This is a genomic window from Halobacterium litoreum, from assembly GCF_021233415.1.
In the GTDB taxonomy this organism is placed as follows: Archaea; Halobacteriota; Halobacteria; order Halobacteriales; family Halobacteriaceae; genus Halobacterium; species Halobacterium litoreum.
The window spans coordinates 2,026,114-2,043,182 of sequence record NZ_CP089466.1 but is presented as its reverse complement, the minus strand read 5'-3'; the positions used below and the strand labels follow the sequence as shown (position 1 = coordinate 2,043,182).

General features: G+C 68.5%; 15 protein-coding genes. 2 read left to right on the top strand and 13 right to left on the bottom strand.

The annotated features are described in order from the left end of the window. Positions 1 to 32: 32 nt before the first annotated feature. Positions 33 to 1,868: a flippase-like domain-containing protein gene (locus tag LT972_RS11200; protein WP_232570418.1), complete on the bottom strand. Its 1,836-nt coding sequence runs from the start codon at positions 1,866 to 1,868 to the stop codon at positions 33 to 35. A gap of 237 nt (positions 1,869 to 2,105) precedes the next feature. On the opposite strand from LT972_RS11200, the gene LT972_RS11195 reads away from it, so the two are divergent. After that, on the top strand, positions 2,106 to 2,345 hold the full coding sequence (locus LT972_RS11195) for a DUF7123 family protein (protein ID WP_232570416.1): 240 nt from the start codon (positions 2,106 to 2,108) through the stop codon (positions 2,343 to 2,345). A 129-nt stretch (positions 2,346 to 2,474) separates the two neighbouring features. Here the strand turns inward: LT972_RS11195 and LT972_RS11190 are convergent, their stop codons facing one another. From LT972_RS11190 to pyk, 5 genes are all read right to left on the bottom strand, one after another. Continuing rightward, a complete protein-coding gene (locus LT972_RS11190; protein ID WP_232570415.1) occupies positions 2,475 to 3,089 on the bottom strand; it encodes a winged helix-turn-helix transcriptional regulator in 615 nt (204 codons plus the stop codon). 76 nt (positions 3,090 to 3,165) lie between these two features. Further along, positions 3,166 to 4,284, bottom strand: a complete 1,119-nt coding sequence (locus LT972_RS11185) for an SPFH domain-containing protein (protein ID WP_232570413.1) — start codon at positions 4,282 to 4,284, stop codon at positions 3,166 to 3,168. A gap of 38 nt (positions 4,285 to 4,322) precedes the next feature. Further along, positions 4,323 to 4,847 (bottom strand): NfeD family protein, encoded by a 525-nt coding sequence (locus LT972_RS11180; RefSeq protein WP_232570411.1) that lies wholly within the window; start codon positions 4,845 to 4,847, stop codon positions 4,323 to 4,325. A gap of 32 nt (positions 4,848 to 4,879) precedes the next feature. Then, positions 4,880 to 5,074 (bottom strand): DUF7312 domain-containing protein, encoded by a 195-nt coding sequence (locus LT972_RS11175; protein ID WP_232570409.1) that lies wholly within the window; start codon positions 5,072 to 5,074, stop codon positions 4,880 to 4,882. 38 nt (positions 5,075 to 5,112) lie between these two features. Then, positions 5,113 to 6,846, bottom strand: a complete 1,734-nt coding sequence (gene pyk / locus LT972_RS11170) for a pyruvate kinase (protein WP_232570407.1) — start codon at positions 6,844 to 6,846, stop codon at positions 5,113 to 5,115. 105 nt (positions 6,847 to 6,951) lie between these two features. On the opposite strand from pyk, the gene LT972_RS11165 reads away from it, so the two are divergent. Further along, positions 6,952 to 7,239: a GYD domain-containing protein gene (locus tag LT972_RS11165; protein ID WP_232570406.1), complete on the top strand. Its 288-nt coding sequence runs from the start codon at positions 6,952 to 6,954 to the stop codon at positions 7,237 to 7,239. A gap of 305 nt (positions 7,240 to 7,544) precedes the next feature. Here the strand turns inward: LT972_RS11165 and metG are convergent, their stop codons facing one another. The 7 genes from metG to ppsA all read right to left on the bottom strand — a co-directional run bounded on the left by metG (position 7,545) and on the right by ppsA (position 17,033). After that, positions 7,545 to 9,596, bottom strand: a complete 2,052-nt coding sequence (gene metG, locus LT972_RS11160; protein ID WP_232570404.1) for a methionine--tRNA ligase — start codon at positions 9,594 to 9,596, stop codon at positions 7,545 to 7,547. Positions 9,597 to 9,742: 146 nt separating this feature from the next. Further along, positions 9,743 to 10,426, bottom strand: a complete 684-nt coding sequence (locus LT972_RS11155; RefSeq protein ID WP_232570395.1) for a LiaF transmembrane domain-containing protein — start codon at positions 10,424 to 10,426, stop codon at positions 9,743 to 9,745. 65 nt (positions 10,427 to 10,491) lie between these two features. Further along, entirely contained in the window at positions 10,492 to 11,064 is a 573-nt protein-coding gene (locus tag LT972_RS11150) for a VTT domain-containing protein (RefSeq protein ID WP_232570393.1), read from the bottom strand. A 61-nt stretch (positions 11,065 to 11,125) separates the two neighbouring features. Further along, positions 11,126 to 12,190, bottom strand: coding sequence for a tyrosine decarboxylase MfnA (mfnA, locus tag LT972_RS11145; protein ID WP_232570391.1), 1,065 nt, complete (start codon positions 12,188 to 12,190; stop codon positions 11,126 to 11,128). 51 nt (positions 12,191 to 12,241) lie between these two features. Further along, a complete protein-coding gene (locus tag LT972_RS11140; RefSeq protein WP_232570389.1) occupies positions 12,242 to 13,336 on the bottom strand; it encodes a hypothetical protein in 1,095 nt (364 codons plus the stop codon). Between the two features lie 54 nt (positions 13,337 to 13,390). Continuing rightward, positions 13,391 to 14,680, bottom strand: coding sequence for a M48 family metallopeptidase (locus LT972_RS11135; protein ID WP_232570388.1), 1,290 nt, complete (start codon positions 14,678 to 14,680; stop codon positions 13,391 to 13,393). 97 nt (positions 14,681 to 14,777) lie between these two features. Continuing rightward, positions 14,778 to 17,033: a pyruvate, water dikinase gene (ppsA, locus tag LT972_RS11130; protein WP_232570387.1), complete on the bottom strand. Its 2,256-nt coding sequence runs from the start codon at positions 17,031 to 17,033 to the stop codon at positions 14,778 to 14,780. Between the last annotated feature and the right edge of the window lie 36 nt (positions 17,034 to 17,069).

The following is a 17,069-nucleotide window of genomic DNA, read 5'->3' as shown; positions in this document are numbered from 1 at the left end:
AGGGGCCGGCGGGCGTTCGCAGCGCCTGCGAGTCAGTCCTCGACGGGCGCGGCGTCGGCGGAGATGTCGGTGTCGGAGCCGTCGACGGCTTCCGTCAGCGAGACGTTCAGCGACGTCATCGACACCGCTCCGCCCGCGACGGTGACGAGGTTCTTCACGATGTGGTCGACGATGGCGATGCCGACGGCGGTGCCGAAGGAGACGGGGAGGAGCGTCGAGACGATGGCCGCGAACGCCGCCTCGTAGATGCCGATGCCGCCCGGGGGCCCCGGAATCACCTTCGAGAGGTTGCCGACGCTCACCGCAAAGAAGCCGACGGCGAGCAGGCTGACGAGCGCCAAGTCCAACCCGAACGCGAGGAAGACGAGCAGCGCCGTCGCAACGTCGATAGTCCAGATGAGGACGCTGGACGCGCCCACTCGCGCGAACGCCGGGCCGTCGGCGGCGACGCGCTGGACGTCCGAGACGAAGCGCTCGAAGACGCTCGCGACGTACTCGGTGTAGGAGTCGTCGCTCGCCCAGTTCACGACGCTCCGGACGTAGTTCGAGTCCGAGCGCGCCGACCACACGATGGCGAGGACGGCCGCGATGGCGAGCGCGCCGACGCCCGACGCGACGACGACGGCCTGTTGGACCGCTGCGGACTCCTGCCCGCCGAGGCCCTGCCCGGACGCCGTCGCCGCGAGGTCGCTGAGGGTGCTCGGCGAGAACGCCGAGAGCGCCACGAGCACGCTCCCCGCGAGCACCGTGATGGTGAGCAGGTCGAAGACGCGCTCGACGGCGAGCGACGCGAACCCGGTGGTGTAGGGGACGCCGCGGCGCGCCTTCACGACGTACGCGCGGATGGCGTCGCCGGCGCGCGCCGGAATCACGAGATTCCCGGTCTGGCTGATGAACACCGCGCCGGTGAGGAAACCGACGCCCTCCCGGTACCCCAACTCGGCGAGGATGTCGCGGTACCGGAGCCCGCGCAGCGGCCACGACAGCACGTAGACGGCCGCGCCCGCCGCGACGAGCGCGGGGTCGGCGTTCGAGACGGCGTCCACGAACGCGTCCACGTCGATGTAGACGAACATCAGCGCGAACGCGACGACGGACAAAAGGGAGCCGACCACCATCCCCGTGCGGCGGTTCGCGTACGGGCTGACGGAGAACTCCCAGAAACACCGGAGAATCTGGCTCCCCATCCCGAACACGTCCCGGACGAGGTCGACCTTCGAGTCGCCCTTCGGCGTCCAGTCGACGGCGAACTCCTTGACGCGCAGGTCCTCGCGTTGGGCGCGCACCAGCATCTCCGTGTCCCAGAACCAGTGTTCGTCCTCGACGTCGTCGACGAGTTCGTCGAAGGCCTCGCGGCTGAACGCCTTGAAGCCGCACTGGTGGTCCCGCAGGTCGGACCCGAGGAGAGTTCGCACGGCGAAGTTGAACCCCTTCGAGGGGACGCCGCGTTTCGCCGGGCGGTCGGCCGCGTTCCCCGGCATCCAGCGCGACCCGGTGGCGAGGTCGTACTCGCCCGAGCGCACGCTCTCGACTAACTCTTCGAGGTGGGTCATGTCCGTCGCGAGGTCCGTGTCGAAATAGACGAGGGTGTCGCCTCTCGCGTCCCGGAACGCCGCGTTCAGCGCGCCGCCGCGCCCGAGTCGCTCGTCGCTGTGGAAGTGTCGCACGCGGTCGTCCTCGGCGGCGAGTCGGTCCGCGATTTCGGGCGTCTCGTCCTCGCACCCGTCCTCCGCGACGACCACCTCGAAACTCCCGGCGGGGAGGAACGCCGCGAGCGTGTCGAGGGTCGTCCGCACCGTCGTCTCGATGGTGTCGGCCTCGTTGTACGCGGGGAGGACGACACTCACCTCGACGGGCGAGTCGCTCATTGCCAGTAGAATCCGCCAGCGTTCGGTAAGTACCTTCTGTCTCGATACTGACGCGGGCCGAACCGACTCCGTGAGGCTGCGTTCCGTCTCGCTGGAAAGGGGCTGTTAACCACACCTACCAACCCCGGTCGCTGGCGGGCCGGACGACGACACGGAGAGCGAGAAAAACGCACGAAGGCGCGGCGTTTTACCGGACGTACCAAACCCCTCTTAGGGTGATAGCCCGTCCCTGTTAGTATGAGCGCGACCGCCGCGGCGAGCCAAGCACTGACCCCCAAGCAACACCGCATCCTCGACTACCTCCGCGAACACGCCGACGAACGCACCTACTTCAAGTCCCGCCTCATCGGCGACGAACTCGACCTCTCCGCGAAGGAAGTCGGCGCGAACATGCCCGCCATCGAGGACGGCGAGTTCGACGTGGACGTGGAACGGTGGGGGTACTCCTCGTCGACCACGTGGAAGGTCGTCGCCTGACGCCGGCCCCGTCATCCAGCCGTCGCCAGTCGCCGACCCACCGCTAGACGCTCTCCCGACGCTGCGCTCTCAGTATCTGTCCTCGCGGTCCGCTCGGACCGCGGCTACGTTCTCACTCGCCAGCGACGCCTACGGGTCGTAGGAGAAGAGGTCCGCCGCGTCGCCCGCGAACTCAACGGTCGCCGCGTCGAAGGAGTCCGCGTACCGCACGAGGAGCGTGATGAGCGTCTCCGGCTCGCGAATCGCGTAGCCGTCCGCCCGCGACAGCATCCCGGCTTCCTCCAGTTGCGCGGCGTACTTGCTCACGGTCGCCCGCGACACGCCGAGCGCGTCCGCGAGGTCGCCGCCCGACGCCTCGGGGTCGCGGAGCAGTTCCACGACCATCCCGCGGGGCGTGTCCCGCCGGAGGTAGCCCAGCGCCGCGCGCTCGAAGTCCGAGAACCGACCGGCGGGGTAGAACCGCTTGTAGTCGCCGTCGCGCTCGCTCTCCACGGCGCCGTCGTCCAGCAGGCGGCGGAGGTGGTGTTGGGTCTCCCCGGTGCCCAACTGGAGGTCGTCGCGGAGTTTCGAGAAGTGCGCGCCCGGCGTCGTCGAGAGGTAGCCCGTGATGGCGTCACGGACGTCGCTCCCGCCGGCGTCCTCGCCGCCGTCGTCGCCGTCGCTCGCGAGGCGCGTCAGGGGACTCGCCGCTCCCACCGCGGCGAACCGCCGGAGCGTCGACCGCTTGTCCTCGTCGATACCCATTCGAGACTCAGTACGACGGCCCAAGAGAAAAGCGTTCGGTACGCGCTCGCACGGCCGTCAGTTGGTTACCGAGCGGCTACGAGCCGTTGTCCTCTAACTCCTCGTCCATCTGCTCGATGACCTCGTCGGCCGACTGCATTCCGGGGTCCATCCCCTCCTTGACGGCCTCGGCTTGCTCTTCGAGTTTCGCCGGGTCGACGTCCGCCTCCTCGGAAATCTGGTTGAGGATGTCGTCGATGTTGTCGAGGCCGAGCAGCTCCCGGGTCTCCGGGTCGAAGTCGAGGCTGTCCAGCACCTCGCCGTCAGCCTTCACGTCGCTCCCGGAGAGGTGTTTGCCGTACCGCCCGAGCGTGCTCGACAACTCCTGCGGGAGGACGAACGTCGTGGACTCGCCCTGCCCGATGGACTCCAGGGTCTCCATCCCCTTCTCCACGATGGCGCGCTCGCCCATCGACTCCGCGGACTTCGCGCGCAGCACGGTCGAAATCGCGTCACCCTGCGCTTCCAGAATCTGGGACTGCTTGGCGCCCTGCGCCCGGATGATGTCGGACTGCTTGTCACCTTGGGCCTTCTCGATGGCGGACTGCCGTTCGCCCTGCGCCTCCAGAATCATCGCGCGGCGGCGGCGCTCCGCGCTGGTCTGTTGTTCCATCGCCTGCTGGACGTCCTGCGAGGGGTTGACCTCGCGGACCTCCACGCTCTCGACGCGAATCCCCCACTCGTCGGTGGGTTCGTCGAGTTCCTTCCGGATGCGGGCGTTTATCTCCTGGCGCTTGTTCAGCGTGTCGTCCAGTTCCATGTCGCCGAGCACCGCGCGCAGCGTCGTCTGCGCGAGATTCGACACCGCGGTCTTGTAGTCGTCCACTTCGAGGAACGCGCGCTTGGCGTCCCGCACGCGGATGTAGACGACGGCGTCGGCCGTCACCGGGGAGTTGTCCCGCGTGATGGCTTCCTGGCGCGGCACGTCGATGGTCTGCGTGCGCATGTCGAACGTGTACGTCCGCGACACGAACGGCGGCACGACGTTGATACCCGGTTCGAGGAGGCCTCGGTACTCGCCGAACACCGTGAGCGCCTTCTTCTCGTAGGCGTCCACAATCTTCACCGTCTGGTAGACGACGACGACGAGCAGGACCAATACGAGCAGACCGACGGCCGTGACGAGGGCGCCGCCGGTCGCGAGTGGCGTGAACATCGTTCAAATCTTCGGCGAGCGGACAATAAGTGTTGGCGTCAGGTCGCGTCCTCGGCGCCGCCCGGTTCGCGGTCGGCTTCCGCGTCGCCCGCCGCCGTGTCCTCGAGCGTCTCGACGGTGACGACGTTCCCGCCGCCGGGGTCCACGACCACGATGTCCGTCCCCTCCGGGATGACGCCGGACGTGCTGCGCGCGCCGTACGACGAGTCGAAGCCGCCGCCCTCCAGTTCGACGCGCCCGCTGCGCTGGGTGACCTCCTCGACGACGTAGCCGCGCTTCCCGCGCAGGTCACTCGAATCGAGGGACTGCCCGCGGCCCGTCCCCTCGTACAACTCGTAGTACCGGTAGAAGTACAGCACCACCATCCCCACGGCGAAGACGATGCCCGCCAGCACGAGCGGCGTCGCCTCCGACAGCAGGAACATCCCGATGAGTCCGGCGACGAACAGCGCGACGCCGAGGACGATGAAGTGCGCACCGGGCGCGAACGCCTCGACGATACACAGCGCTGTGCCGGCGACGACCAACACGAACGACAGCGACTGCCCGAACACCTCGGCCATACCCGGGGGTTAGGGTGGAACCGGGAAAACCGTTACCCGAACAGCAGGAGACCGAGCGCGACCACCATCGTCACCACGCCCAGCAGGAAAAACGCCGTGTTCTCCGCGCTCGGCGACCCCGGCTCTATCGGGTCGACGAGGGGTTCGGCGTCCTCGCCGACCTCGTCGACGCCGAACCGCCACTCGCCGCCGTCGCCGTCACCGTCGTCCGTCGCGTCCGCTGCCATGCCCCGAAGTTCGCCCGCGACGCCCAAAAGCCCGTGGGTCAGCGGTCGGCCGCGTACACCACGCCGCGCTCCCCGTCCACCGTCACGAACTCGCCGTCGGTGACCATCGAGAGGTCGGCGCCCCCGACCATCGGCACGTCGATCTCCCGCGCCACCATCGCCGCGTACCCCGTCATCCCGGAGTCCGCGGTGACGATGCCCGAAATCTTCGAGAGGTCGCCGTGGAACTCGCCGTCGAACGCCGCGTCCAACACCAGAATCGCGTTCTCCGGTACGTCAGAGAGGTCGCCGTCCGAGACGACCGTCGCCCGGCCCGTCGTCCGCCCGCCGACGACAGAGCGCCCGACCGCCAGCGTCTCCGCGGCGACGTGTACCTTCAGCGTGTTCGTCGTGCTCGCTCCCTCCAGGTCGGTCATCATCCCGACGAGCACGACCACCGTGTCGCCGCTGTCCACGACGCCCGAGTCGACGGCAGCCTGCACCGCGCGCTCGACGACGGTCGTCGCGTCGCCCTCCGCGACCTCCGCGTAGTCGGCGTGGACGCCCCAGTTCAACGCGAGTTGGCGACGCACGCGGTGGGAGGGCGTCGCGCAGACGACCGGCACTCGGGGCCGGAACTTCGCCGCCTTCCGCGCCGTGTAGCCGGACTCGGACGCCACTACGACCGCGCTCGCGTCGATGTCGCGAGCGAGGTAGCGTGCCGACCGCGCGAGCGCGTCCGTCTTCGCCTCGCCGTCGGCCTCCGGCACGCGCTGTTCCTGTAACTCCTCGTACTCGCCGCTGCCCTCGACCTCGCGCACGATGCGGTCCATCGTCTCCACGACCCGCGTCGGGTCGTCGCCGACCGCCGTCTCCGCGGACAGCATCACCGCGTCCGTGCCGTCGAGGACGGCGTTCGCGACGTCGGACGCCTCGGCCCGCGTCGGGCGGCGCGCGTGTACCATCGAGTCCAGCATCTCCGTCGCCGTGATGACGGGGACGCCCGCCTCGTGGCACCGCCGGATGATGCGCTTTTGAATCATCGGCACGTCCTCCATCGGGCACTCAACGCCGAGGTCGCCCCGCGCCACCATCACGCCGTTGGCGGCCTCGATGATGCCGTCGAGGTTCTCCACGGCGCCCGCGCGCTCTATCTTCGCGACGATGGGGATGTCCGCGCCGAACGACTCCAACACGCGCCCGACTTCGAGGACGTCCTCCCGGTCCCGCACGAAACTCGCGGCGACGTAGTCCACGTCCTTCTCCGCGGCGAGTTCGAGGTCGCGGCGGTCCTTCTCCGTGACCACGTCGAGGTCCAACTCCACGCCCGGAACGTTCACGCCCTTCCGACTCCCGAGGTCGCCGCCGGACTCGACGTGCGCGTAGACGGTGTCGCCCTCCACGCGCTCCACGACGGCCTCGATGCGGCCGTCGTCTAACAGCACGCGGTCGCCGGGCTCGGCCGCCGCGATGCTCGTCGACAGACCGACGCGCTCGGGCGTCGACGTGTCGCCCTCTGCGAACGCCACCTCGCTCCCGGTCTCCACGCGCACCGGCTCGTCGGTCTCGGCCGTCCGGACCTCCGGCCCCTGCGTGTCCAGCATCACCGCGACCGGCTTGTCGGTCTCCTCGTCGACCTCGCGGGCCGTATCCACGAGCGCCGCGCGGTCCTCGAGCGACCCGTGGCTGGCGTTGATTCGCGCCACCGTCATCCCCGCGTCCGCGAGCGCCCGCACCGACGCCTCGTCGTCGGTCGCCGGCCCGAGCGTGCAGACGATTTTCGCGTTCCTCATTGCCCCCGGCTACGACCGCACCCGGCAAAAACCCCCGCTCTTCACTCGAAACCGAGTACCAAAACAGCCACAGCGATTTTTACCGTGGCCCCGAAATTCGAATCTATGCCGACCTACGCCGCCTTCGCCAACGTCGAAACCGGCGAATTCCAGAACGCCCAAGAACTCGCGTCCATCTGGGGCGACCTCCGACAAGACCTCGAAACCCGGAACTGCGAACTCCGAGACGCCTACGTCCTCCTCGGCGAACGCGACGTCCTCCTCCTCTTCGACGCCGCCGACCGGCAAGCCGCCCTCGAAGCCTCCATCGCCGCCGAACGCTACGGCATCGAGATGCAGACCATGGAAGCCATGCACGTCGACGACCTCGGCGAAATCGTCGAAGAACTCTAGAACGCACTTTTTGCCGCGCTTGGGCGCGCTTTGCGCGCCCTGCGCTGGCAAAAACTTGCGGAAAAAGTCTCCGTCACCCCCATACGGGGGTTCCGTCGGCCAGCGCTCACGGCTTCGCCGTTCGCGCTGTGAATCGCGGCGCTCGGGACCTTCGGACCACTCGCGCCGCGAATGCTTGTCAGCCAGCCGCGTAGGTTCAAGTAGCAGACCGGGACCATCCCGGTGCGTGACCTGAGCAATCGGCCGGTGCGCGCGGACGCGGAACGGCGGCGTCGCGCACCGGAGCCGTCAGTCGCCTGCTCGCCCTACTTGACTTTCGTGCCGGGGACGCTGTCGCCGTGGGTCGTGAGGAGGTCGGCTTCCTCGCCCGCGGCGAGCACCATCCCGTTCGACTCGACGCCGAACAGTTCGGCCTCCTCCATGTTCGCGACAACGACGACCTTCGTGCCGGGGAGTTCGTCGAGGTCGTGGAGCTGCTTGATGCCGGCGACAATCTGCCGGACTTCGTGGCCGATGTCGACTTCGAGGCGTGCGAGGTCGTCCGCGCCCTCGATGCCCTCGGCGGACTCGATGCGGCCGACGCGCAGGTCGAGGGCTTGGAACTCCTCGAACCCGATGCGGTCGTCGGCGAGCGGTGCCAGTTCGACGTCGGATTCGTCGCTCACGTCCCCGTCGTCGTCCTCCTCGCTACTGGCGGCTTCGATTTTCCCCGCGAGCTTCTCGTCGAGTTCCGCGACCTGCTCGTCCTCGACCTTCTCGAAGAGTTCCGCGGGCTCGCCGAACTCCGCCGGCGGCTCCTGCAGGCAGTCCGCGACGGTGGCGTCCGCCGCGCTCCCCTCGGCGCCGATTTGCGCCCACACCTCGTCGGCCTTCTCCGGGAGGAACGGCTGGAGCAGCACCGCGACGGCCTTCACGAGTTGCACGCAGTCGCGGATGACCGGCGCCGCCTCGTCCTCGTCGAGCTTCCACGGCTCGTTGCGCTGGATGTACTCGTTCCCGAAGCGCGCGAGCGCGACGGCTCGCTCGCCCGCCCGCTTCAGGTCGTAGTCGTTCAGCGCGTCCTCGTAGTCGTCCATCGCCTGCGCGATTTCCGTCTCCACCTCGTCGCTCAGGCTGGCGTCCGGCGTGCCGCCGAAGTTCCGGTTCGCGAACAGCAGCGCCCGGTAGACGAAGTTCCCGACGACGTCCGCGAGTTCGCTGTTGACGCGCTCGGCGAACCGCTCCCACGTGAAGTTCACGTCGTGCTCGAACCCGCTCGCCGTCGCGAGGTAGTACCGGAGCAGGTCGGGGTGGAACCCCTCATCGAGGTACTCCTCGGCCCAGATGGCGCGGTTCTTCGACGTGGACAGCCCCTTCCCGTCGATGTTCACGAACCCGGTCGCACAGACCGCCCGCGGTTCGGCGTAGTCCGCGCCCTCCAGCATCGACGGCCAGTAGACCGTGTGGTGCTGGATGATGTCGCGGCCGATGACGTGGACGATTTCGCCGTCTCCCTCTTTCCAGACGGACTCCCAGTCGAAGTCGCCCGTGCGGTCGGTGTACTGCTTCGTCGCGGAGACGTACTCGATGGGGGCGTCGACCCAGACGTAGAGGACGAGGTCGTCGGCGCCCTCGCCGGGGTAGTCGATTCCCCAGTCCATGTCCCGCGTGATACAGAGGTCCTGGAGTTCGCCCTCGATCCACTCGCGGGGCTGATTCTGGGCGTTGCTCGTGCCTTCGAGGCGGTTGATGAACCCCTGCAGGTGCTCCTGGAAGTCCGCGAGGCGCAGGAACTTGTGGTCGCGCTTGCGGTACTCGGCGGGGTTCCCCGTGACCGTGGAGACGGGGTCCTCGATTTCGCCGGGTTCGAGGTGGCGCTGACAGCCCTCGTCGCACTCGTCGCCGCGCGCGTGCTCGCCGCAGTACGGACAGGTCCCCTCGACGTAGCGGTCGGGGAGCCACTGGTCGGCCTCGGGGTCGTACGCCACGTCGATTTCCTTCTCGTGGACGTGGCCGTTTTCCTCCCACGCGCGGACGAACGCCTTCGTCATCTCGGTGTTCGTCTCGTCGTGGGTGTGGCCGTACTGGTCGAAGTCGACGTTGAACTTCGGGAACGTCTCCTCGTACTGCTCGTGGTGTTCGAGCGCGAACTCCTCGGGGCTGACGCCGGCTTCCGCGGCGTTCACCGCGATGGGGGTGCCGTGCATGTCGCTCCCGCAGACGTAGGCGGCCTGCTGGCCGAGTTTGCGGAGGCCGCGCGTGAACGCGTCGGCGTTGACGTAGCCGCGCAGGTGGCCGATGTGGAGGTCGCCGTTGGCGTACGGCAGCCCACACGTGACCACCGCCGGGTCGTCGGTGGGGTAGTCTTCGTATGTCATACTCCCCCGTTCCGCCGGCGCGGGCCTAAAGCCCGCGGATTGTGTCGTGTCGTTCCGGTTCCCTGGCTGGTGGCTGCGTGTCGTGGCTCGCGGGAGAAACAGGGTGCCGGTCACGCCCGAGAATCGAGGGACTGGACGGACCGTCGTCAGCGTTCGACAGAGACGCCGCCGAACAGCGCGAGGCCGGTGACGACGAGGTCCACGTCGCCGTCGCCGCCGCTGGGCGGGCGTTTGTCCTCGCTGCCGCCGAAGAGGCTGAGCACGTCGAGGTCGACGGTCCAGTCCTCGGGCACCTGCACTTCGGCGCCGCCGAACGCGACGAGGCACTCGACGGTCGCGGGCGGGTTCGAGACGTCGGCGTCGCGGAGGTCGAGTTCCGCGCCGCCGAACATCGCGACGACGTTGCCTCCGCGGAACCCGCTCCCGGTGACGCGGCGCTGAGTGCCGCTGAACAGGCTGATGATGGAGACGTCGCCGGCGTCGCGGTCGCTGACGGAGACGCCGCGGGTGCGTCGGCTCCGACCGACGAGGTAGAGGACGCCGAACAGCACGACGAACAGCGGCCACCAGTCGCCGATCTGCTGGTCGGTGACGTAGCCGAGGTTCTTCGCTTGGAACGTGGCCGCGACCGCGATTACCATGACGGGGCCGGTGAGGTTCCGGAAGCGGCTGCGGACGAGCGCCCACGCGCCGAGCGCGACGAAGACGGCCGGGAGGAAGTCCCAGAGGTTCTCCGTGCTGGCGTAGTCCGTGGTCGACAACAACAGGAGGAGGCCGACGAGGATGATGAGGCCGCCGGTGACGAGGCGGTCCGAACGCAAGCGTGTCATACGTCCGGGATGAACGCCGGCTGGCATAACCGTTGTCCCGCGGCGCGCGGCGGTTCCGGAACGCCTCAGACGACGAGCACGACGCCTTCGATGACGGCGATGGTGACGACGAGGCGGCCGACGCTCCCGGCGAACGCGGCGGCCGCGAACTTCGCGTAGTTCTTCTCGATGACGGAGAACACGTAGATGGAGAGCGTGTCCGGGAAGCCGGGGACGGTGAGGCCCATCGCCATCCCGTAGTAGCCGTACTTGCGGACGAGCGCGACCATCTTGCTCTTGGACCACTCGACCGGGTCGAAGCCGAGGCGCCGGCACGCGCGCACGACGATGCCGGAGTGGCTCGCGCCGTGTCCGACGTACAGCGCGATGACGCTCCCGAGCGCTTTCCCGACGCCGCTCACGAGCACGACGAGCGCGACGACGGCGGGACCGGGGATGCCGAGACCGAGCGTCGCGCCCGCCGCGCAGACGTAGCCGGCGGGACACAACACGATTTCGCTGGGGAGCGGGAGCACGAACGCGATGAGAAACGAGTAGACGAAGATGACGAACAGGCCGCTCCAGCCGGTGGCTGCGCGGACCGCGTCCTCGAAGATGCCGATGTCGAGTGCGAGCGGGAGCACCGCTAGCGAGGTCACGTTCGAGAGGCGCGCGCGCTGACGGTTAATGCTATCGAAGGTTCGTCGCCGGTGCGAACAGTCATCTGCTGCGGTCGAGGTCCGCGAGGAACGAGTCGAGCATCTCGCGGGTGACGTGGGGCATGCAGACGACGCGGAGTTCGCCGCTGGCGGTGCGGGAGATGCGCCAGCCGTCGTCCCGCAGCGCCCGGAACTCGCGGTCGGGGAGTTCCGTGGCGACGAGCGGGAGCACGGGGTCGACCACGTCGTAACCCCGGTCGTCGAGTTCGCTCGCGAGGTAGTCGGCGTTCGCCTGCGAGGTCTCGTACTGGTCGCGGTAGCCGTCCCGCCAGAGTTCGTCGAGGGCGGCGTGCGCGCCGGCGACGCCGGCGCCCGACCGCGTGCCGCCGAGCGTCGGCTGGGTGTCGGATTCGAGGTACGGCGTGCGAATCGAGAGCGCGTCCAGCGTCTCCGGGTCGCGGGCGAGGAAGCCGCCGGCGGGCACGGGCGCCTGCCCCATCTTGTGCGGGTCGATGGTCATCGTGTCCACGGCGGCGTCAGCGAAGTCCCAGTCATGGTCCGTGAAAGGCAGGACGAAACCGCCCCACGCCGCGTCGACGTGGAGGTTCGCGCCCGCGTCTTCGGCCACGTCGCCGAGCGCGGGAATCGGGTCGACGCGCCCGAACTCAGTGGTTCCGGCGACGCCGACGACGACTGCCGTGTCGTCGTCCGCGAGGTCGGTGACGTGGTCGACGTCGGCGCGGTGGTCGTCGTCCAGTTCCGCGAGTCGGAGTTCCACGTCGAGGACGTCCGCGGCCTTCTGGAAGGAGAAGTGCGCGCTCTCGGGTGCGACGACGTTCGCGTCGTCGTCGGCGAGATTTCTGGCTGCGCGGACCGCTTGGATGTTCGCCTCGGTGCCGCCCGACCCGACGTAGCCGTGGGGGTCGTCCAGGCCGACCACGTCCCCGAGCATTGCCACGGCCTCGCGTTCGAGGTCCGAGACGGCCGGGTACGTCGCCGGGTCGCCGGGGTTGTCCGCGAGGAACCGCATCGCGGCGTCGCGGGCCGCCGGGTGCGGGTCCGTACACATCGAGGACAGCACGCGGTCGAACTCCTGTGGCGCCGGGCGTGTCTCCGCGCGCGTCATACAAACGAACCGAAGTTACGGGAGCGGTTTAGCGGTTCCGCTCTCGGCGCGTCACGCGGAGACGTTCACCTCGTCCGGGAACAGCGAATTGACCGCGTAGCCCTCCGGACTGAACACGTGAATGTGGTACTCGCCGCGCAGGCGCGGGGTGTCGTCGCCCGGTTCCGCGAACGAGACTCCGAGTTCGCCGTCGGCGGGGTCGGTGACGTAGAGGCGGTCGCCCTCCGCGACGGGCCGGTCGAGTGTCACTGTCTGCGTCTCGCCGTCGTGCGCGATTTCGACTGTCGAGCCCGCGGGGAGCGTCTCGCCGCGTTCGTGCCAGAGTTCGACGTACTGCGTGTGGCTGGTGACGACGAGGCTCGCGTCGGGGAGGGCGAGCGCAGCCTCTCGCCACGCTGGCTCGGGAATCGACTCCACGCCGACGTGGGTGAGTTCGTAACTCGCGGTCTGCGCCCACGACTTGTTCCCGTCCGAGAAGGTCGACTCCACCTCGAACTCGTGGATGCGGCCGTCGAGGTCGACGACGAGGCGCGCCCGATACGTGTCGTAGTTGCCGTCGAGTGCGCGGTCGGCTTCCAGCACCACGAGGGTCCGGCCGTCGGCGACGTACCGGTTCGTCACCTCGTAGTCGCCCGCCGAGAGTGCGCCGAGTCCGTGCCGCGTCCACGCTTCGCGGTCGGGTTCCGCCCCGAATCCGCCGTCGTTGTCGGTCACTCGGAACGTGACGGTGCCCTGGCCGTTCTCGGCGCGCGAGAGGTACCGGCCGGAGCTCTCGTTCCACCACGCGTCGAAGGTCGTGGCCTGCTCGTCGTACGTCGGGGTGGCGCCGAACCAGCGGTGAACCTCGACGCGACTCACGTTCCCGGCCGTCCTGCCTCGGTACGCCAGCGACTCGTTGCTGACGTACGGTTCGCCGTCGACGACGTCCCTGAAGTTCGTGGTCGTCTCCACGTCGAAGGCGTAGCCGGTGGTCTCCACGAGTTCGACGTGCGTGGAGACGAGTTCGCTGGCGTTCTGGAGGCCGGACTCGGTGACGCCCGGCGGATAGCCGTCGGCGGGCGCCGGTGCCTGTACGCCGTCGGTCGGTGCGACGCCGGCACAGCCGGCGGTGACGAGGAGGGCGGCGACTGCGAGGACCGTGCGCATACCGACACGTGACGGCGCTCCGACGGAAGAAAACTGTGGCGGCGTGGGGTGGCTTCAGACCGCGGCGTCCCCGGGTCCACCGGCCTCACTCTCCAACTCGGTTCCGTCGCCCTCGGTGAGATACCGGATGCGCTCTGGAACGGGCGGGTGCTGGTAGTGGAACGCCTCGTAGTAGGGGTGCGGGAAGGGGTTGCCGAGGTTCTCGCTCGTGAGGTCGGCGAGCGCGCCAGCGAGCGCGTCGCCGCCGCCCATCACGTCGACGGCGAACGCGTCGGCCTCGCGCTCGTTCGCGAGCCAGAGTTTGTTCTGAATCGGGGCCGTGAGCTGGCTGAGCGGCTGGAGCCAGAGCCCCGCGAGCAGGAGGCCGGCGGCGGCCCGCTCGGGCACCGCGAACATCTCGTAGAGCCACGCCGACTCCACGAGGAACTGCGCGAGGAAGAGCAGGATGCCGGCCTGGAGCGCGCTCGCGGCGACGTTCTGCCAGATGTGTCCCTTCTTCCAGTGCGCGAGTTCGTGAGCGAGCACGCTCTGGACTTCGGTCTCGTCCATCTGCTCGACGAGCGTGTCGAAGAGCACGACGCGCTTGGTGCGCCCGAACCCGGTGAAGAAGGCGTTCGAGTGCCCGGAGCGCGAACTCGCGTTCATCACGTACACCTGGTCGCAGGCGAATCCGGCGCGCTCGAAGACGTCCTCGACGGCGTCCCGCAGGTCGCTGTTCTCCACGGGGTCGAAGTCGTAGAACAGCGGCATCACCACCCGCGGCACGAGAATCTGGGTGGCGAGCAGGAACGCGACGACGACGCCGGTGGCGGCGAGCCACCACCAGTTCGGGAACGCCTCGACGGTGTAGAGGACGCCCGCGCCGAGGACGGCGACGAAGACGGCGGCGACAGCCGTGGAGACCATTTTGTCCCGAGCGAACAGCGCCGGGGACTGCTCGTTGAACCCGAACGCCTCCTCGACGGCGAACGTGTCGAACGCGTCGAAGGGCAGGCTCAGGAGTTGCATCCCGACTGTCGCGCCGACGAACAGCGCGACGCCCGCGAGCAGGTCGCTCCCGACGGTGTCGTAGACCGCGGCGACGCCGTCGCCGAACAGCCCCGAGTACAGCACGAGCAGGACGACGCCGAGCACCACGACGCTCTCCAGTTGGGAGGCGGCGGTGCCGAGGCGGTGGTAGTCCAGCAGTTCGTCGGGGTCGTCGACGCCGATTGTCTCCGCGAGCCAGTCAGCGCGCTCGCGAACCGCGCGCTCGGCGTACCGGACGTTCAGCGCCGCGAGAACCGCGAAGAACGCCGTCGTCCCGGCGACGAGCGCGAGGAAGACCGCGTGATAGACCAACATACCGCGACGATAGGTCGGGACTGCTGATACTTTTGGCGGTCGTGTGCTTTCCAGAGGACGAGCCGAAGAGAAATTCGAGGACGGAGAGCCGGCCGGATTACTCGCGAACGGAGTCCAGCACCAGGCGCTGCTCGACGCGCTTGACCTCGTGTTGGACGTCTCGCACCGCGTCGATGTTCGCGGAGATGGAGGAGATACCGGTCTCGACGAGGAAATCGACCATCTCGGGCTTGGAGCCGGCCTGCCCGCAGATGCTGGTCGCGACGTCGTGTTCGCGACACGCCTCGATGGTCTGCTCGATGAGATTCAGCACGGACGGGTGGAGTTCGTCGAACCGGTCGGCGACGTTGCCGTTGTTCCGGTCGACGGCGAGCGTGTACTGCGTGAGGTCGTTCGTGCCGAAACTCGCGAAGTCGATGCCCTCGGCGGCGAGTCCGTCGATGGAGAGCGCGGCAGCGGGCGTCTCTATCATCACGCCCCACGTGCGCTTCTCGGTGTCGATGCCGGCCTCGCTCATCAGTTCGCGGGCCCGCCGCACGTCGTCGGCGTCGTTGACGAGCGGGAACATCACTTCGACGTTGTCGTAGCCCATCTCGTACAGTTCGCGGAACGCCTCCAGTTCGTGCTTGAAGACGTCCGGGCGGTCGAGGCTGCGGCGGATGCCGCGGTAGCCGAGCATCGGGTTGTGCTCGTGGGGTTCGTCGTTTCCGCCTTCGAGTTGCCGGAACTCGTCGGTCGGCGCGTCCAGCGTGCGGACGCGGACGGGCCGTGGGTAGAACTCCTCGGCGACCCCCCGGATGCCGTCCACGAGTTCTTGGACGTAGGCGTCCTCGCCGTGGTCGGCGACGTAGCGCTCGGGGGTCTTGTTCGTGGAGAGAATCATGTGCTCCATGCGGAGCAGGCCGACGCCGTCGGCGCCCGTCGCGGCGGCGCGCTCGGCGGCCTCCGGGATGGAGACGTTGACCTTCACTTCGGTCGCGGTCATCGGCTTCACGGGCGTGGTGGGGCGTGCGTCCTCGACGGGGTCTTTCTCTTCGCTGCCCTCGACGCGGCCCTCGGTGACGACGCCGCGGTCGCCGTCGAGCGTGACGATTTGGTCGTCGTGGAGCGTGCTGGTGGCGTCGGTCGCGCCGACAACGGCGGGACAGCCGAGTTCGCGGGAGACGATAGCCGCGTGACTCGTCATGCCGCCCTCGTCGGTGACGATGCCGGCGGCGCGTTTCATCGCGGGCACCATGTCCGGCGTGGTCATCTCGGTGACGATGATGTCGCCCTCGCCGACCTTGTCGAGTTGGTCGAGTTGGGTGACGACGCGCGCCGCGCCGGACGCGACGCCCGGACTCGCACCGAGCCCGTTCACGAGCGCTTCGCCGTCGTTGCCGTTGTCTTCAGCCATGTCTTCGTCGTCCTCGTTGATGGTGGTGATTGGTCGCGACTGGAGCATGTAGACGTCGCCGTCGACCATCGCCCACTCGACGTCCTGTGGGCTGTCGTAGTGGTCCTCGACGCGTTCGCCGATGGCGACCAGCGCTTCGATTTCGTCGTCCGAGAGCACGCGCTGTTCGCGCTTCTCGTCGGGCACCGCGCGCTCGACGGTCTCCCCGGTGTCGGGGTCTTTGACGTGCATCAGCTTCTTGTCCGCGACGGTGACCTCCTCGACGGCACCGGCGTCACGGTCGACGACGTAGTTGTCGGGGGAGACCGAGCCGGAGACGACGGCTTCGCCGAGGCCCCACGCGGCCTCGATGATGGCCTCGTGGGCGCCCGTCGACGGGTGGCTCGTGAACATCACGCCGGACTTCTCGGCGTCGACCATGCGCTGGACGACGACCGCGATGTCGACGATGTCGTGGTCGAAGCCCTGTTCCTCGCGGTAGTAGATGGCGCGCTGCGTGAACAGGCTCGCCCAGCATCGCTTCACGCGGTCGATGAGGTCCTCGCGCGTGATGTTGAGGAACGTCTCCTGCTGGCCCGCGAAACTCGCGTCCGGGAGGTCCTCTGCGGTCGCGGACGACCGGACCGCGACGAACGCCTCGCCGTCGTCCAGTTCGTCGTACGAGGAGAGGATGTCGTCGCGAATCGACTCGGGGAGTTCGGTGTTCAGGATGAGGTCTTTGGCGCGCGCTTCGGCGTCGGCGAGCGCGGCCGAGTCCTCGGGGTCGACGTCGACGGCGGCGAACAGGTCGTCGTCGATGCCGGCTTCTTCGATGAACGAGCGGTACGTACCGGCGGTCACGACGAACCCCGGCGGGACGGGAAGCCCGGCGTCCGTGAGTTCGCCGAGCGATGCCCCTTTGCCGCCGACACTGTCGATGTCGTCGGCCCGTATGTCCTCCAGCCAGCGTACAGCCATGTGGCACGTAGATAGTCCGAGATAGCGCATAAGAAG

Excerpts from the sequence above, each read along its gene's own strand:
- LT972_RS11200 (WP_232570418.1), bottom strand. The coding sequence starts at position 1,868 with ATGAGCGACTCGCCCGTCGAGGTGAGTGTCGTCCTCCCCGCGTACAAC.
- LT972_RS11195 (WP_232570416.1), top strand. The coding sequence starts at position 2,106 with ATGAGCGCGACCGCCGCGGCGAGCCAAGCACTGACCCCCAAGCAACAC.
- LT972_RS11190 (WP_232570415.1), bottom strand. The coding sequence starts at position 3,089 with ATGGGTATCGACGAGGACAAGCGGTCGACGCTCCGGCGGTTCGCCGCG.
- LT972_RS11185 (WP_232570413.1), bottom strand. The coding sequence starts at position 4,284 with ATGTTCACGCCACTCGCGACCGGCGGCGCCCTCGTCACGGCCGTCGGT.
- LT972_RS11180 (WP_232570411.1), bottom strand. The coding sequence starts at position 4,847 with ATGGCCGAGGTGTTCGGGCAGTCGCTGTCGTTCGTGTTGGTCGTCGCC.
- LT972_RS11175 (WP_232570409.1), bottom strand. The coding sequence starts at position 5,074 with ATGGCAGCGGACGCGACGGACGACGGTGACGGCGACGGCGGCGAGTGG.
- pyk (WP_232570407.1), bottom strand. The coding sequence starts at position 6,846 with ATGAGGAACGCGAAAATCGTCTGCACGCTCGGGCCGGCGACCGACGAC.
- LT972_RS11165 (WP_232570406.1), top strand. The coding sequence starts at position 6,952 with ATGCCGACCTACGCCGCCTTCGCCAACGTCGAAACCGGCGAATTCCAG.
- metG (WP_232570404.1), bottom strand. The coding sequence starts at position 9,596 with ATGACATACGAAGACTACCCCACCGACGACCCGGCGGTGGTCACGTGT.
- LT972_RS11155 (WP_232570395.1), bottom strand. The coding sequence starts at position 10,426 with ATGACACGCTTGCGTTCGGACCGCCTCGTCACCGGCGGCCTCATCATC.
- mfnA (WP_232570391.1), bottom strand. The coding sequence starts at position 12,190 with ATGACGCGCGCGGAGACACGCCCGGCGCCACAGGAGTTCGACCGCGTG.
- LT972_RS11140 (WP_232570389.1), bottom strand. The coding sequence starts at position 13,336 with ATGCGCACGGTCCTCGCAGTCGCCGCCCTCCTCGTCACCGCCGGCTGT.
- LT972_RS11135 (WP_232570388.1), bottom strand. The coding sequence starts at position 14,680 with ATGTTGGTCTATCACGCGGTCTTCCTCGCGCTCGTCGCCGGGACGACG.
- ppsA (WP_232570387.1), bottom strand. The coding sequence starts at position 17,033 with ATGGCTGTACGCTGGCTGGAGGACATACGGGCCGACGACATCGACAGT.